14 protein-coding genes are annotated in these 15,458 nt (G+C 69.5%); 11 read left to right on the top strand and 3 right to left on the bottom strand.

What is annotated here, in order from left to right; all coding sequences use genetic code 11:
- Positions 1 to 65 precede the first annotated feature (65 nt).
- The 3 genes from AC1ROC_RS03015 to leuA all read left to right on the top strand — a co-directional run bounded on the left by AC1ROC_RS03015 (position 66) and on the right by leuA (position 5,787).
- On the top strand, positions 66 to 1,352 hold the full coding sequence (locus tag AC1ROC_RS03015) for an alpha/beta hydrolase (protein WP_492998017.1): 1,287 nt from the start codon (positions 66 to 68) through the stop codon (positions 1,350 to 1,352).
- A complete protein-coding gene (locus tag AC1ROC_RS03010) occupies positions 1,349 to 3,853 on the top strand; it encodes a phosphatidylglycerol lysyltransferase domain-containing protein (RefSeq protein ID WP_492998015.1) in 2,505 nt (834 codons plus the stop codon). The genes AC1ROC_RS03015 and AC1ROC_RS03010 overlap by 4 nt, the downstream gene beginning before the upstream one ends.
- Positions 3,854 to 4,011: 158 nt before the next feature.
- On the top strand, positions 4,012 to 5,787 hold the full coding sequence (leuA, locus tag AC1ROC_RS03005) for a 2-isopropylmalate synthase (protein WP_168689396.1): 1,776 nt from the start codon (positions 4,012 to 4,014) through the stop codon (positions 5,785 to 5,787).
- Positions 5,788 to 5,890: 103 nt separating this feature from the next.
- On the opposite strand, the gene AC1ROC_RS03000 is transcribed toward leuA, so the two are convergent.
- Positions 5,891 to 6,643: a trimeric intracellular cation channel family protein gene (locus AC1ROC_RS03000; RefSeq protein WP_085371218.1), complete on the bottom strand. Its 753-nt coding sequence runs from the start codon at positions 6,641 to 6,643 to the stop codon at positions 5,891 to 5,893.
- Between the two features lie 60 nt (positions 6,644 to 6,703).
- On the opposite strand from AC1ROC_RS03000, the gene recO reads away from it, so the two are divergent.
- The 4 genes from recO to AC1ROC_RS02980 are packed head-to-tail and all read left to right on the top strand — an operon-like array spanning position 6,704 to position 9,085.
- Complete coding sequence (gene recO, locus AC1ROC_RS02995) at positions 6,704 to 7,444, top strand: DNA repair protein RecO (RefSeq protein ID WP_085371217.1); 741 nt, start codon at positions 6,704 to 6,706, stop codon at positions 7,442 to 7,444.
- Positions 7,441 to 8,250, top strand: coding sequence for an isoprenyl transferase (locus tag AC1ROC_RS02990; protein WP_492998011.1), 810 nt, complete (start codon positions 7,441 to 7,443; stop codon positions 8,248 to 8,250). The genes recO and AC1ROC_RS02990 overlap by 4 nt, the downstream gene beginning before the upstream one ends.
- A gap of 20 nt (positions 8,251 to 8,270) precedes the next feature.
- Positions 8,271 to 8,942 carry a DsbA family oxidoreductase gene (locus AC1ROC_RS02985; protein ID WP_492998009.1) on the top strand — a complete coding sequence of 224 codons (672 nt, stop codon included), beginning with the start codon at positions 8,271 to 8,273 and terminating at the stop codon, positions 8,940 to 8,942.
- Positions 8,939 to 9,085: a hypothetical protein gene (locus AC1ROC_RS02980; RefSeq protein ID WP_168689399.1), complete on the top strand. Its 147-nt coding sequence runs from the start codon at positions 8,939 to 8,941 to the stop codon at positions 9,083 to 9,085. Before AC1ROC_RS02985 ends, AC1ROC_RS02980 begins: the two co-directional genes overlap by 4 nt.
- Here AC1ROC_RS02980 and AC1ROC_RS02975 read toward each other — a convergent pair.
- On the bottom strand, positions 9,069 to 9,611 hold the full coding sequence (locus tag AC1ROC_RS02975; RefSeq protein ID WP_492998005.1) for an aminoacyl-tRNA deacylase: 543 nt from the start codon (positions 9,609 to 9,611) through the stop codon (positions 9,069 to 9,071). The genes AC1ROC_RS02980 and AC1ROC_RS02975 overlap by 17 nt on opposite strands.
- A gap of 32 nt (positions 9,612 to 9,643) precedes the next feature.
- On the opposite strand from AC1ROC_RS02975, the gene dusB reads away from it, so the two are divergent.
- On the top strand, positions 9,644 to 10,834 hold the full coding sequence (dusB, locus tag AC1ROC_RS02970) for a tRNA dihydrouridine synthase DusB (protein ID WP_085371213.1): 1,191 nt from the start codon (positions 9,644 to 9,646) through the stop codon (positions 10,832 to 10,834).
- On the top strand, positions 10,827 to 12,155 hold the full coding sequence (locus AC1ROC_RS02965) for a deoxyguanosinetriphosphate triphosphohydrolase (RefSeq protein WP_492998002.1): 1,329 nt from the start codon (positions 10,827 to 10,829) through the stop codon (positions 12,153 to 12,155). Before dusB ends, AC1ROC_RS02965 begins: the two co-directional genes overlap by 8 nt.
- 17 nt (positions 12,156 to 12,172) lie before the next feature.
- On the opposite strand, the gene AC1ROC_RS02960 is transcribed toward AC1ROC_RS02965, so the two are convergent.
- Positions 12,173 to 12,607, bottom strand: a complete 435-nt coding sequence (locus tag AC1ROC_RS02960) for a hypothetical protein (RefSeq protein WP_492998000.1) — start codon at positions 12,605 to 12,607, stop codon at positions 12,173 to 12,175.
- On the opposite strand from AC1ROC_RS02960, the gene AC1ROC_RS02955 reads away from it, so the two are divergent.
- Both AC1ROC_RS02955 and dnaG read left to right on the top strand, forming a co-directional pair.
- Positions 12,594 to 13,457: a DUF4282 domain-containing protein gene (locus AC1ROC_RS02955; protein WP_492997998.1), complete on the top strand. Its 864-nt coding sequence runs from the start codon at positions 12,594 to 12,596 to the stop codon at positions 13,455 to 13,457. The genes AC1ROC_RS02960 and AC1ROC_RS02955 overlap by 14 nt on opposite strands.
- A 45-nt stretch (positions 13,458 to 13,502) precedes the next feature.
- Positions 13,503 to 15,416: a DNA primase gene (gene dnaG / locus AC1ROC_RS02950; protein WP_492997996.1), complete on the top strand. Its 1,914-nt coding sequence runs from the start codon at positions 13,503 to 13,505 to the stop codon at positions 15,414 to 15,416.
- The last annotated feature ends 42 nt before the right edge of the window (positions 15,417 to 15,458 follow it).

The following is a 15,458-nucleotide window of genomic DNA, read 5'->3' as shown; positions in this document are numbered from 1 at the left end:
GCCTGAGCGCTCCATAATCGAACCGCTTTGCATGCTTTTGGAGAGGAACGGCCCTGAACTGGCTCATGACCCTGCGCATCGACAAGCCGCCGTTCCTGGTGGCCGTCGATGTGCTCTCCGCCGTCCTCGTGCTCTATCTGCTGGTGCGGCCGACGCTGCGCCGAACCGTCGCCGGGCTCCTCTCCGCCGCCGCGGGCGCGCTGATCGGCTGGCTCGTCTCCTGGCTGCTCGTCGACGTGTTCGACGTGTTCGGGGTGACGCTCACCCCCGTGACCAGGATGTGGGCGATCCTGGCATTCGCGGGGATCGGGCTCGCCATCGCGAACCTGTTCCGCTCGCGCTGGTGGAGAAAGGTCGTCGCGGTGCTGAGCATCCCGGTCTTCGTGCTGACGGCCGGCGCGGGGATCAACGTCGACTTCGGCGAGTACCGCGACCTCAACGACGTGCTCGGCGTCGTGCCGTACCCGGCGCTGTCCTTCCACGCCGAGAAGGGTGAAGTGGCGGACATCGGGACCGACTACGCCTCCACCTGGACGCCGCCCGCCTCCATCCCCGCGAAGGGGAAGGTCGGCGTCGTGCGCATCCCGGCCACCGAGTCCGGATTCGCCGCGCGCAAGGCCGTCGTCTACCTCCCGCCCGCCGCACTCACCGCGCACCCTCCCGTGCTTCCCGTGCTCTACGCGTTCCCCGGCCAGCCGGGCGCTCCCGCCGACGTGTTCACCGCGGGACGGATCAACCAGACGATGGATGCGTTCGCCGCCCAGCACCACGGCATCGCGCCCATCGTGGTGGCGGCCGACCAGCTCGGCGGCCCCGGGCGCAACCCGATGTGCGTGAACTCGGCAGCGTTCGGCAACTCGGCGACCTACCTGCTGAAGGACGTGCCCGCCTGGATCACGGCGCATTTCCGGGTGAGCAGCGACCCGGCCGCCTGGGGCGTGTTCGGCTACTCGCAAGGCGCCACCTGCGCCGTGCAGTTCGCGACGGGACACCCCGAGCGGTTCGGATCGGCCCTCGCGTCGTCGAGCGAGCTCGGACCGACCCTCGGCGACCGCGCCACGACCATCCGGATGGGCTTCGGCGGGTCCGCGCAGGCGTTCGAGGACGCCCAGCCCGCCCACCAGCTGGCGCAGCACGCTCCGTACCGCAACTCGACCATCGTGCTCGGCGTCGGCCAGAACGACGCGAAGTACACGGCGTTCGCCCGTACCCTGGAGGCGGACGCGACGAAGGCCGGTGTCCGCGCCACCCTGCTCATCTCGCCGGGAACGGCCCACGATTGGAACACGGTGCGTCACACCCTGCAGTACGGCTTCCCGCTCATCGCGGCGCAGATGGGACTCACCTCGTGAAGGACGCATCCGCACGGCTCGGCAGGCTCGGCCGGCGCACGGGCGCACTGATCGCGACCCACCCGTTCACCACGGCGATGACCGGGCTGATCCTCGTGCTCGCCCTCGTCACCGGCCCCATCCACGGCCCTCGGCGTCCGCTGCACATCTGGCTCGGCACCGGGCCCGGCCCGCTCATCGACGGGCACTGGTGGACCCCGATCACCTCCGTGCTGTTCACCGACGACCTCGCCGAGCTGATCGTGGCGCTCATCCTCACCGTCGTGCTGGTCGGGGCCGCCGAGCAACTGATGGGCACCTGGCGGACGGCGCTGGCGTACTTCGCCACCGCTGTGGTCGGGACGGTCGGCGGCGTCGCACTGCAGCTGCTCGCCTCGACGACGGGGGAGATGTGGGCGCGCAACGTCCACAACCTCGTCGTGCTCGACGTCGTCACCGCCCTCGGCGGAACGATCATGACCGCGAGCGCGTTCGCCGGCGCCCTCTGGCGGAGGCGCATCCGGGTGCTGACTGTGCTGATCGCGGTGATGTACGTGCTCTACTCTGGGATGCCGTCCGACGTCTACCGGCTGCTGGCCGTGCTCGCCGGGCTGGGGCTCGGCGTGCTGCTGCGACCGGGGGCGCGGCTCGCCGGCTGGGTGCGCAGTTCACACCACGAGATCCGGGTGCTGCTCGCCTCCGCCGTCACGATCACCGCGGTCGGGCCGGTGATCGGACTGCTCACCACGTCGCGCTACGGCCTGCTGTCGCCGATCGCGCTGCTGTTCACCTCCGACGTGCCGGACCGCGGCTCGCTGCTCGAACGCTGCCAGGCGTTCGCCGTGACCAGGCAGTGCGTCCACGACCTCACCATCGAGCGGATCAACGGGCTCGGCCCGATCCTGCTCTCCGTGCTGCCGCTCCTCGTGCTGCTGGTCGCCGCATACGGTCTGCTGCGCGGCAACCGCTTCGCACTCTGGCTCGCCGTCGCGGTGAACGCGCTGCTCGCCCTGCTCTCCGCGCTCTACTTCGGCATCCTCCCGCTCGGCGCAGCGCCGCGGCCGCACGTCGGCGCCCGCTACTGGGAGGTGACGGCGATCCTGGCGCTCTCGGCGCTGCTGCCGCTCGCCATCGCCATCCTGCTGATCGCCTTCCGGCAGCACTTCCCTGTGCGTCCGCCGGCGAAGAGCGTGCGCCGCTACGTGCTCACGGTGCTGGTCTCCGGCGTCGTGCTCGCCGGTCTCTACGTGCTCATCGGCTACCTGCAGAAGGACACCGGGTTCACCAGGCCGCTCGACCTGAGCGACCTGCTGGACGATGTGCTCGAACGGTTCGTGCCCGTCAGCTTCCTGCGCAGGGAGCCCGTGCAGTACCTGCCGACCACCCCGCTCGCGATCTTCGTCTACCGCAACATCGGCACCGTGTTCTGGCTCATCGTGATCCTCGGCGCCCTGCCCGTGATGCGCGGCCGCGCATCCTGGCGCAAGGGGGCGACGGACGCCGGCCGCGTGCGCAGCCTGCTCGAACGCGGAGGGGGAGACCCGATCTCGTTCATGGCCACCTGGCCGGGGAACGACTACTGGTTCGACCCCGTCGACGGCCGGGCCATCGCATACCGGGTGGTTGGCAGGGTCGCCATCACCCTGGGAGGCCCGTTCGGCGGGCAGCCCCCGCACGACCGCTCCATCGACCGGTTCGCCCGGTTCTGCGACGACAACGGCTGGACGCCCGTGTTCTACAGCGTGGACGCCGGCCTGCAGCCGCTCTTCGACGAGATGGGCTGGTCGACGATGGTGGTGGCGGAGGAGACCGTCATCCGCCCGCAGCAGTGGGAGACGACGGGCAAGAAGTGGCAGGACGTCCGCAGCTCCATCAACCGGGCGCAGCGGGCGGGCATCCGGGCGGAGTGGACGACGTTCCAGGCTCTGCCGCTCAGCGCCGCCGTGCAGCTCTCCGACATCTCCGAGCAGTGGGTTGCCGAGAAGGACCTGCCGGAGATGGGCTTCACCCTCGGCGGCCTCGACGAACTCCGCGACCCGGCCGTGATGCTGATGCTCGCCGTCGACGAGGCGGGCAGGATCGAAGCGGTGACCAGCTGGCTGCCCAGCTACCGCGACGGGCTCGTGGTCGGCTGGACCCTCGACTTCATGCGCAGGCGTCCCGGCAGCATCAACGGCGTGATGGAGTTCCTGATCGCCGAGGCCGCCACCCGGATGCGCGACGAGGGGGTCGAGTTCATGAGCCTGTCCGCCGCACCGCTTGCGCACACCGCGGCGGGAGGCGAGGCGGATGCGCGCGGCATGGACCGCATCCTGAACTTCCTGAGCGTGTCGCTGGAGCCGGTGTACGGGTTCCGGTCGCTGCTGAAGTTCAAGCGGAAGTTCCAGCCGGAGCTGCACCCGCTGATCATGGCGTACCCGGATCCTGTGGCTCTTCCCGCCATCGGGATCGCGCTGGTGCGGGCATACCTGCCGCAGCTGTCCGTGCGGCAGGCGGTGGCGCTGGCGAGCGGGCGGAGCTGACCGAGGCGGCCGTTCCGCGCTCCGGGGCCCGTGCTACGCTTGTTTCTGTGTACGGTCTGCTCCTCCTTAGCTGCCGCGACGAGTCCTAGTTCTGGGCCTCACTCGTCGCGGAGTTCGTCGTTGGCTCTCCACCACACCTCGCGAGGAGAAGACAGACCATGAAGAACACTCAGGCGCCGAGCGCCATGCCGATCCACAAATACCGCCCGTTCCATGAGCAGATCCGGGTGGAGCTGCCCGATCGCACCTGGCCGGACAACCGCATCACGGTCGCACCGCGCTGGTGCGCCGTCGACCTGCGCGACGGCAACCAGGCACTCATCGACCCGATGAGTCCCGAGCGCAAGCGCATCATGTTCGACCTGCTGGTCCGGATGGGCTACAAGGAGATCGAGGTCGGCTTCCCGTCGGCCAGCCAGACCGACTTCGACTTCGTGCGCAGCCTCATCGAAGAGGGCGCCATCCCGGACGACGTCACCATCCAGGTGCTGACCCAGGCCCGAGAGCACCTCATCAAGCGCACGTACGAATCGCTGGTCGGCGCCAAGCAGGCCATCGTGCACCTCTACAACTCCACGAGCATCCTGCAGCGGGATGTGGTCTTCCGCACCGACAAGCAGGGCATCGTCGACATCGCGCTGGAAGGCGCGCGCCTGTGCCGTCAGATGGAGTCCGTGGTCCCCGGCACGCAGATCTACTACGAGTACTCGCCCGAGAGCTACACCGGCACCGAGCTGGAGTTCGCCGCGGACATCTGCAACCAGGTGCTCGAGATCTTCGAGCCCACCCCGGAACGCAAGGTCATCATCAACCTGCCGGCCACCGTCGAGATGGCCACCCCGAACGTCTACGCCGACTCGATCGAGTGGATGTCCCGCCACCTGAACCACCGCGAGAACGTCATCCTGTCGCTGCACCCGCACAACGACCGCGGCACCGCCGTCGCCGCCGCCGAGCTCGGCTACATGGCCGGAGCCGACCGCATCGAGGGCTGCCTGTTCGGCAACGGGGAGCGCACGGGCAACGTCGACCTGGTGACTCTGGGCGTGAACCTGTTCACGCAGGGCATCGACCCGCAGATCGACTTCAGCGACATCGACTCGATCAAGCGCACCGTCGAGCACTGCAACCAGCTGCCGGTCGGCGAGCGCAGCCCGTGGGGCGGCGACCTGGTGTTCACCGCGTTCAGCGGCTCGCACCAGGATGCGATCAAGAAGGGCTTCGAGGCGATGGCCGCGCAGGCCGAGCGCGAGGGCGTCTCGGTCGACGACCTCGTCTGGGCCGTTCCATACCTGCCGGTCGACCCGAAAGACCTGGGCCGCAGCTACGAGGCGGTCATCCGGGTCAACTCGCAGTCCGGCAAGGGCGGCGTCGCCTACCTGCTGAAGACGGACCACGCGCTCGACCTGCCGCGCAAGCTGCAGATCGAGTTCTCCGGCGTCGTGCAGGCGAAGACCGACGCGGAGGGTGGAGAGGTGTCGAGCGACGACATCTGGGCCATCTTCCAGGACGAGTACCTTCCGGCACCTGTCTCCGACGCGGACGCCAAGTGGGGCCGCTTCGAGCTGGGCAGCACCAGCACCACCAACGAGACCGGCGACCACGTGGCTCTCACGGTGACGCTGCGCGACGGGGATACCGTCTCCAAGGCATCCGGCGAGGGCAACGGCCCGATCGCGGCGTTCTTCGACATCCTCAACGATCGCGGCATCAACGTGCACCTGTACGACTACTCGCAGCACACGCTGTCCGCGAGCGAGTCCGCTCTGGCCGCCGCGTACGTCGAGGTCGATGTCGACGGCACCCGCCTCTGGGGCGTCGGCATCGACGCGGACACGACCACCGCCTCCTTCAAGGCCGTCGTCTCCGCCGTCAACCGCGCGATCCGCGCCACCTCCGGGTCCGCGGCCCCCGCCGACCTCGTCTCGGCCTGACCCACCCGCCCGCGCACACACACACACACAATCGAGTCCGAAGTTATTCACGCGACACGCCGGTCGTGACCGTGAACAACTTCGGACTCGATTGCGTCGGGCGTCAGTCGGGGCGGTCGAGCTTGTAACGGGGGATCGAGCCCGTCTCTGTGCGCTCGGCGGTGCGGGCTTCGGCGGTGCGACGGCCGAGCGGGATGCGCGGCCAGCGTGGACGCGGGATGCGCCCCAGCTCGCGCTGCTCGGGCAGGCTCCAGCCGAACCGCACCGCCAGCAGCCGGATCACCAGGGTGACGGCGACGCAGACCGCCGCGGCCACCGTGAGCGGCACGCCGAGGTCCACCAGCACCACGAGCACCACCGTGCCCGCACCCGCGGCGACGGCGTAGAGCGAGCCGACGTGCATCAGCGCGATCGGCAGGTTCAGCAGCATGTCGCGCAGGATCGACCCGCCCACCGCGGACACCACGCCGACGAACACCGCCGGCACCTCCGGCAGCCCGAGCGCGAGGGCCTTGCTCGCACCGATCGCGCCGAACAGCCCGATGGTGAGCGCGTCGAGGAAGGTGATGATCGGGTCGAGCCTCCGGAACAGCCGGATGAGCAGCATCCCGAGCAGTGCGGCGACGACGGTGGTCAGGAGGTACCAGTTGGAGAGCAGCGCGACGGGCCGGGTGACCAGCAGCAGATCACGCAGCAGACCACCGCCGACGCCGGTCGCGACGCCGATGATGGCGACGCCCAGCAGGTCGAGCTTACGGTCGCGGAACCCGGAGGCGAACATCGCACCCTGCAGGCTGCCGACGCCGACGGCCACCAGGTCGGCCCACAGCGGAATCGTGAAGGCCGTCGTGCTCATAGGTCACTTCTACCATGCGCGGCTTGACGGGACTGTCGGCGTTACGCGGGATACTGGAGTGTGCCTGTCTACCGTGATGAAGCCGTCGTGCTCCGCACCCACAAACTGGGGGAAGCCGACCGCATCGTCACCATGCTCACCCGGCAGCACGGCAAGGTCCGTGCGGTCGCGAAGGGCGTGCGGCGCACCGCATCCAAGTTCGGGTCGCGGCTGGAGCCGTTCATGGTCGCCGACGTGCAGCTGTACGAGGGCCGCAGCCTGGATGTGGTCACGCAGGCCGAGTCGCTCGGAGCGTACGGCGCGCTGATCGCCGACGACTACGCCAGCTACACGGCGGCGAACGCGATGGTGGAGACGGCGGACAGGCTTACCGAGGCCGAGGCGTCCCTGCAGCAGTACCTCCTGCTGGTCGGCGCCCTGCGGTCGCTGTCCAAGCGCGAGCACGGCGCATCCCTGACTCTCGACTCCTACCTGCTGCGCGCGCTGTCGCTGGCCGGCTGGGCGCCGAGCTTCCTCGACTGCTCGCGTTGCGGAGCGCCCGGACCGCACGACCACCTCGTCGTGCAGCTCGGCGGCGTAGTCTGCGACGACTGCGCCCCGCAGGGCGCTCCCCGGCTGGATGCGCAGACCATCGCGCTGCTCGGCGCCCTTCTCACCGGGGACTGGGCCTCGGCGGACGAGACGGACGACGCAACGCGGTCGAAGGCGAGCGGCGTGGTCGCCGCGTACACGCAGTGGCACCTGGAGCGCGGCCTGCGCTCGCTCCAGCACGTGCAGCACGAACGGAAAGCGAACGGATGAGCCCCAAGCCTTACACGCACAAGGATGCGGTGGAGTTCCGCCCGCTCGACTGGACCGGCCTGTACCCGCCCGCGATTCCCGTCGCGGCGGTGCCGAACCACGTCGCCATCGTGATGGACGGCAACGGACGCTGGGCGAACGGCAGAGGGCTCACCAGGATCGAAGGCCACAAGGCCGGCGAGGCGTCGCTGCTCGACGTCGTCGCGGGCGCCATCCAGCTCGGCGTGAAGCACCTCAGCGTCTACGCGTTCTCGACCGAGAACTGGAAACGGTCGCCCGACGAGGTGCGCTTCCTGATGGGCTTCAACAGGGATGTGCTGCACCGCCGCCGCGACCAGCTCAACGAGTGGGGAGTGCGAGTGCGCTGGGCGGGGAGGAAGCCGCGCCTCTGGTCGTCGGTGATCAAGGAGCTGCAGTTCGCCGAGCAGCTGACCGCGGGGAACGACGTGCTCACCCTGACCATGTGCGTCAACTACGGCGGCCGCACCGAGATCGCGGATGCGGTGCGCAGCATCGCGGAGGAGGTGGCCGCCGGCCGGCTCAAGCCGTCCGCGGTGAGCGAGAAGAGCATCCAGCACCACCTGTACGCGCCCGACCTTCCGGACGTCGACCTGTTCGTGCGGAGTTCAGGGGAGCAGCGCACGAGCAACTTCATGCTGTGGCAGAGCGCGTACGCCGAGATGGTCTTCCTCGACACGCTCTGGCCGGACTTCAGCCGCACCGACCTGTGGAACGCCGTCGACATCTACGCCAGCCGCAACCGGCGCTTCGGCGGGGCAGTGGATGCTCCGGGAATGAAGGCGTGACCGCATCCGTTGGCCCTGGTGTGAGTGAACCCATCAAGATCGACATCTGGTCCGACATCGCCTGCCCGTGGTGCTACATCGGCAAGCGCAAATTCGAAGCGGGGAGCGGCCTGTTCGCCGGTGGCGGCGACGACCGCGCCGTCGAGGTCGAGTACCATTCCTTCGAGCTCTCTCCGGACACCCCCGTCGACTTCGACGGCAGCGAGATCGACTTCCTCGCCGGGCACAAGGGCATGCAGGCCGAGCAGGTCACCCAGATGCTGGAGCGCGTCACGGGCATCGCATCGTCGGTGGGCCTGGACTACGACTTCGACATCCTCAAGCACACCAACACCGTCAAGGCGCACGAGCTGCTGCACTTCGCGAAGGCGAACGGCAAGCAGCTGGAGCTCGCGGAGCGCCTGTTCAAGGCGTACTTCGTGGAGGGACGCCACGTCGGCAGGATCGACGACCTGGCCGACCTCGCCGCAGAGGTCGGGCTCGACCGCGCGGCGGCCGTCGCAGCGCTGGAGTCGGAGGAGTTCCTCTCCGACGTGCGCGGCGACCAGGCGCTGGCGCAGGAGTACGGCATCCAGGGCGTCCCGTTCTTCGTGATCGACGGACGCTACGGCGTCTCCGGCGCGCAGGACGCGGCCACCTTCGCGCAGGTGCTCGAACAGGTGTGGACCGAGCGCGCGGAGGTCACGGCGTGAGCGCGGCGGAGCCGGTCGAGGCGACCGCCTCGGACGCACCGAAGTTCCCGCTGATCGCGTTCGGCGACGTGAACGCCGCCGCCTGCGAGGGCGATTCGTGCCTCATTCCCGGCGCGACCGGTCAGGTCACTCCGGGTCTGTGATGTCGGCGACGGTCGCCGCGTATGCGGCGACCACGTCGTCGGCGTCGACGAACAGCGAGTATCCGTGCTCGCCCGCACCCATCGAGACGGTGCGGCCCTGGACGCTCGTGTCCGCGACGACCGGCCACGCGGTGGTGGAGCCGAACGGGGTGATGGTGCCGCGTTCGTAGCCCGTCGCCTCGAGGGCGACCGCAGCATCCGGAAGCTGCAGCTTGTTGACGTGCAGCACGGCGCGCAGCTTGGGCCAGGAGATCTTGCGGCCGCCGGGCACCAGCGCGAACACGAAGGTGTCGTCGCTGCGCTTGACCACCAGGGTCTTGACGATGTCGGACGGCTGGATGCCGAGCAGCTGGGCCGCTTCCTCGAGACTGCGGGCTGCGGGACGCTCGATCACCCGGATGCTGACCCCGCGCGCTGCGGCGTCGGCCTCGACGCGGGCCCGGCCGGTGGGTGCCGTGCCTGCTCCGTCGCCCTGCACAGCTGCGTCTCCGCCGTGATTCTCCACAGCTTCTGGTCCGTCGGTCATGCTGCTCCGCTCTATCTGGGAGAATTGGGGAAATGTCTACTACAGCAACGATAAGCCACGCGCCACAGCTGACCATCGGTCCGCTGGCCCTCGACGTGCCCGTCGTGCTGGCGCCGATGGCCGGGATCACGAACACCGCGTTCCGCAGGCTCTGCCGCGAATTCGGCGCCGGTCTCTACGTGAGCGAGATGATCACCTCGCGCGCCCTCGTCGAGCGCACCCCGGAATCGCTCCGCCTGATCACCCACCACGAGTCGGAGACGCCGCGCTCCATCCAGCTCTACGGGGTCGACCCGAAGACCGTCCGCGAGGCGGTCACCATGCTGGTCGCGGAAGATCGCGCCGACCACATCGACCTCAACTTCGGCTGCCCGGTGCCCAAGGTCACCCGCAAGGGCGGGGGAGCTGCACTGCCGTGGAAGCTCGGACTGTTCCGCGAGATCGTCGAGGGAGCAGTGCAGGCGGCCGGGTCCATCCCGCTCACGGTCAAGATGCGCAAGGGCATCGACAGCGACCACCTCACCTACCTCGAAGCGGCGAAGGCCGCTGAGGGCGCGGGAGTCGCCTCCATCGCGCTGCACGCCAGGACGGCCGCGGAGTTCTACTCCGGCCACGCGGACTGGTCCGCCATCGCCAAACTCAAAGAGACCATCACCGGCACCCCCGTGCTCGGCAACGGCGACATCTGGTCGGCGGCAGACGCCATCCGGATGGTCGAGGAGACCGGGTGCGACGGTGTCGTCGTCGGGCGCGGCTGCCTCGGCCGGCCGTGGCTGTTCGGCGACCTCGCCGCGGCGTTCCGCGCTCGGGCAGGGCAGATCGACGCCGCCGAGGCGGAGCGGGCGCAGGCGCATCCCTCGCTCGGACAGGTCGCCGCGACGTTCCGCAGGCACGCCGAGCTGCTCGTCGAGTTCTTCGACAGCGAGGAGCGGGGCTGCCGCGACATCCGCAAGCACGTCGCGTGGTACTTCAAGGGATACCCGGTGGGCGGCGACCTGCGGGCGAGCCTTGCGACGGTCGACACGCTCGCGCACCTCGACGACCTGCTCGCCACGCTCGACTGGGATCAGGAGTACCCGGGCGAGGCGGCAGAGGGCCAGCGCGGACGCGCAGGCACCCCGAAGAAGCCGGCGCTGCCGGACGGCTGGCTCGCTAGCCGCGACCTCGACGGGTTCGAGCGCGCAGAGGTCGCGGACGCGGAGGTGCACAACAGTGGTGGATAGTCCGGTGGGGCACGGCGCGGGCGATAGCCACGACAGCCACGCGGGTCATGATGGCCGCGCGTCTGGCCAGGTTGCGGAGGCGTCCGGGTACAGCGAGCACGACCGTGAGCGCTGGCTGCCCGAGCAGCATTCCAGCAGGCGCAGCGACTTCGCACGCGACCGCGCGCGGCTGCTGCACTCCAGCGCGCTGCGGCGGCTGGCGGCGAAGACCCAGGTGCTCAGCCCGACCGCCGGCCTCGATTTCGCCAGGAACCGGCTGACGCACTCGCTCGAAGTCGCCCAGGTGGGCCGGGAGCTGGCCAACAGTCTCGGTCTCGATCCGGACATCGTCGACACCGCCTGCCTCGCGCACGACATCGGCCACCCGCCGTTCGGTCACAACGGCGAGCGCGCGCTCAACAGCTGGGCCGACGACATCGGCGGCTTCGAGGGCAACGCGCAGACGCTGCGGCTGCTCAGCAGGCTGGAGCCCAAGGTGTTCGGCCGCGACGGCCGGCCATACGGGCTCAACCTCACCAGGGCCAGTCTCGACGCCAGCTGCAAGTACCCGTGGCCCGACAGCTCCTCCGTCGCCGACCCGAGCGGCAGGGCCAAGTTCGGCTTCTACGCCGACGACCGCGCTGTCTTCGAGTGGATGCGCGCCGGTGCACCCGACCGCGTGCGCTGCATCGAGGCCCAGGTGATGGACCTCAGCGACGACATCGCATACTCGGTGCACGACTTCGAAGACGCCGTGGTGAACGGCTACATCGACGTCGCCGCCCTCGGCAGCAGGGTCGACCACGACGACCTGGTGCGCTCGATGTACGACTGGATCGGCGGAGAGTTCAGCCACGACGAGCTGATCGCGGCGTTCGACCGGCTCGACAACCTCGACATCTGGCTCGACGGGTGGGACGGCAGCCGCCGGTCACAGGCGAGGCTGAAGAACCTCACCAGCCAGCTGATCGGCCGGTTCGCCCACGCCGCTGTGCACGCCACCAAGGAGACGTCGGGCAGCACGGATCTCATCCGGTTCGGTGCGGACGTGGTCGTCCCGTCCGCCATCCAGGCCGAGATCGCGGTGCTCAAGGGCATCGTCGCCACCTTCGTGATGTCGCGGAACACCCGGCAGCCGATCTACGCGCAGCAGCGCCAGATCCTCACCACCCTCGCCGACCTGCTCTACTCGCGCGGACCGGCCGAACTGGACCCCGGCTTCGCCGAGGACTGGAAGGACGCAGACGACGACACCCAGCGCAAACGCGTGATCGTCGACCAGGTTGCCAGCCTCACCGACCAGTCTGCGCTCAGCTGGTACGAACGGCTGGTGCAGCACTGAGTCGCCGATGAGTTCACTCAGCGGGCTTGAAACGCCGACCCCAGTGCAGAATGCTGGTGTTCTCGGCATCGAGAGGAAAAGATGAGCACCCCACTACCCCCGGCGGACGGCGACCAGCCGACCCCACCCGATGCCACCACCCCGGCGCCCGCCAAGCGAGCACCCCGGTCCCCGCGCGCCACCACGCCGAAGACGACGACGCCGGCGGCGGGTGCGCCCGAGCCGACGACGCCGCAGACGGCAACGCCGCCGACTCCTGCCTCGAAGACCACCACGCCGCGCGCCTCGGCGGCCAGACCGGCCACCGGCACGAAAGCCTCCGCGACTGCGAAATCCGCAGCCGCGAAGCCGGCGGCAGCGAAGTCCGCAACGGCGAAGCCTGCCTCGGCGAAGCCTGCCACGGCGAAGCCTGCCACGGCGAAGCCTGCGGCCGCGAAGGTGCCGTCCGCCACGCGCACCAGGCGTGCCGCCGCGAACAAGCCGGCTCCGGCCGCGCCCCAGGGCGAGGCTCCCTCGATCATGGATGCTGCGCTCGGCGCCGCGAACCCCATCGCCGACACCTCGTCGTCGCCCGTCGAGCCGCTGTCCGAGGCTGAGGCTTCGCCATCCGCGACCAGTGCTCCAGGTGTCGACGCGCCTGCCGCTGCCGACCAGCCTGTCCTGGGCGCTGTCCACCCCACCGCAGTGATGGAGCCCACGGCGACCGTTGAGCCCACCCCCGCTGTCGAAGCAACGCCGGTGGTAAGTCCCACCGCGCCCGCCGCCACCGCCGAACCCACCGCCGAGACCGTCCGTCTCCCGGAGGCGACCGCAGCCGAGCCGACCTTCACCCCCGGAACCACACCTCCCGCGCCTCCGGCTCCACCCATCCCTCCCACCGGCCCCACCGGCGGCACTTACCCGCCGCCCACCCCGGGCTCGGGCGTAGGCGCGGGCGCACCCTCCGCCGCGCACGGGCGCACCGTCACCGACTTTGCCGACCGGCTCGATGACACCCGGTTCTTCTCGTCGCTGTTCGACTTCACGTTCACGAACTACGTCACGAGGAAGCTGGCAGGGCCCGTCTACGTCGTCGGGCTCGTGCTGATCGGGCTGAGCACGCTGCTGTCGCTGATCTACAGCCTCACGCTCGCCATCGGCACGCACTCCGTCGTCGGCGCGTTCGTGTTCCTGTTCGGCGTCATCATCACCCTCGTCGGCGCCATGCTGAGCGTGCTGCTGCTGAGAGTCGGGATCGAAGTGTTCGTCGCCATCATCGAGATCGCGCAGAACACGCGGAAACGGTCCAAGCAGCGCGACTGACGGCGACGCGACAGGAGAGTCGGCGCGGATCACTAGAATCGTTGTATGGCCGGCCGAATTCGACAGAGTGACATCGAAGAGGTCAAAGCCCGCACCAACATCGCCGACATCGTCGGCGACTACGTGAGCCTCAAGTCCGCCGGCGTCGGATCGCTGAAGGGGCTGTGCCCGTTCCACGACGAGAAGAGTCCCAGCTTCACCGTCCGGTCCGCCGTCGGCCGGTACCACTGCTTCGGCTGCGGCGAGGGCGGCGACGTCTACGAGTTCCTGCAGAAGCTGGACCACGTCTCGTTCACCGAGGCCGTCGAGCGGCTGGCCGCGCGGATCGGCTACCAGCTGCGCTACGAAGACGGCACGGGCGGACCGTCCGAGCACGGCAACCGGGCGCGCATCCTGGCCGCCAACGGAGCTGCTGAGGAGTTCTTCCGCAGCAAGCTCGGCTCTCCGGAGGCCGAGATCGGCCGCCGGTTCCTCGGCGAGCGCGGCTTCGACGCCATCGCCGCCGGCCGGTTCGGGGTCGGCTTCGCGCCGAAGAGCTGGGACGAACTCACCAAGCACCTGCGCAGCAAAGGCTTCACCACGGAGGAACTCACCACCGCCGGGCTGGTCTCGCAGGGTGACCGCGGCGTCTACGACCGGTTCCGCGGGCGGCTGATCTGGCCCATCCGGGATGTCACCGGCCAGACCATCGGGTTCGGCGCGCGCCGTCTGCTCGACGACGATAAGGGCCCCAAATACCTCAACACCCCGGAGACACCGGTCTACAAGAAGGCCCAGGTGCTCTACGGGCTCGACCTCGCCAAGCGGGACGTGTCCAAGCTCGACCAGGTGGTCGTCGTCGAGGGCTACACGGACGTGATGGCCTGCCACCTCGCGGGCATCACCACCGCCGTCGCCACCTGCGGAACCGCGTTCGGCGTCGACCACATCAAGGTCATCCGGCGCATCATGGGCGACGACAACAGCCAGGGCTCCGTCATCTTCACCTTCGACCCGGATGCGGCCGGCCAGAAAGCCGCGACGCGCGCGTTCGGCGAAGAGCAGCGGTTCTCCGCCCAGACCTACGTCGCCGTCGGTCCGGAGGGCCTCGACCCCTGCGATCTGCGCCTCGCCAAGGGCGACGACGCCGTGCGCCGGATGATCGACGCCAAGAAGCCGATGTTCGAGTTCATGATCAGGCAGGTCGTCGAGAAGTACGACCTGGACACCGTCGAGGGCCGCACCTCCGCCATGCGCAGCGGGGCGCCCATCGTCGCCACCATCCGCGACCCAGCGTCCCAGAACGGCTACGCCCGCGAACTCGCCCGGCTCTCCGGCGCCGACCTGCAGGACACCCTCCGCGCCGTCCAGGCGGCCCGCAGGGGAGAGCAGAGGGCCGAGCAGCGCGGGCAGGCCGACCGCGGCCAGGCGGACCGCAGCCAGGGCGGCGGCGGCAATGGGCAGGCAGGCGGCGGAGGCAACGGCCAGGGCGACGGAGCAGCATCCACGCCGGTCGTGCAGCAGGCAGACCTCCGCGATCCCGCCCAGCGCACGGAGCGCGAGTCGCTGATGGTGATGCTGCAGCTACCCGCCGAGGTCGGCCAGGAGCGGGCGGCCCGCGCCGTGCAGGTGCCGTTCGTGAATCCGACGCACGCCGTGATCCGGGATGCGATCGCCAGCCAGCTCACGACCATGACCGATCCTGGCTGGGTCGACAGGGTGATGGCGGAGGTCCCACAGGGCTACCGTCCCACCGTGAACGCCCTCGCCGTTGCCGCCCTCCCGCAGGCGGCGGGCGACGTGTCGCGCTACGCCCGCTCGATCGTCGACGGCCTGATCGACCGCGACCTGCTCAGGGAGAAGGCGGAGCTGACCAACCGCCTCGCCCGCACCGACCAGCAGGAGGTCGAGCTGCGACGCTCCCTTCAGGTGGCGATGGCGTCGATCGACGCCGAGCGCATGCGGTTGCGCGGAGAATAGGGCACAAAAGCTCGATTCCTGTGCACGGTGCGCGCATGAGCG

The sequence above is a fragment of the Leifsonia sp. GW821-FHT13C05 genome (assembly GCF_058806515.1).
Note: the sequence above shows the minus strand (reverse complement) of the source record. Positions and strands in the feature narration are given on the sequence as shown.

What these genes read in the sequence shown, in the direction of transcription:
- AC1ROC_RS02990 (WP_492998011.1), top strand. Translation starts at nt 7,441, where the DNA reads ATGAGCCCCAAGCCTTACACGCACAAGGATGCGGTGGAGTTCCGCCCG.
- AC1ROC_RS03015 (WP_492998017.1), top strand. Translation starts at nt 66, where the DNA reads ATGACCCTGCGCATCGACAAGCCGCCGTTCCTGGTGGCCGTCGATGTG.
- dusB (WP_085371213.1), top strand. Translation starts at nt 9,644, where the DNA reads ATGTCTACTACAGCAACGATAAGCCACGCGCCACAGCTGACCATCGGT.
- AC1ROC_RS03000 (WP_085371218.1), bottom strand. Translation starts at nt 6,643, where the DNA reads ATGAGCACGACGGCCTTCACGATTCCGCTGTGGGCCGACCTGGTGGCC.
- AC1ROC_RS02975 (WP_492998005.1), bottom strand. Translation starts at nt 9,611, where the DNA reads ATGACCGACGGACCAGAAGCTGTGGAGAATCACGGCGGAGACGCAGCT.
- dnaG (WP_492997996.1), top strand. Translation starts at nt 13,503, where the DNA reads ATGGCCGGCCGAATTCGACAGAGTGACATCGAAGAGGTCAAAGCCCGC.
- leuA (WP_168689396.1), top strand. Translation starts at nt 4,012, where the DNA reads ATGAAGAACACTCAGGCGCCGAGCGCCATGCCGATCCACAAATACCGC.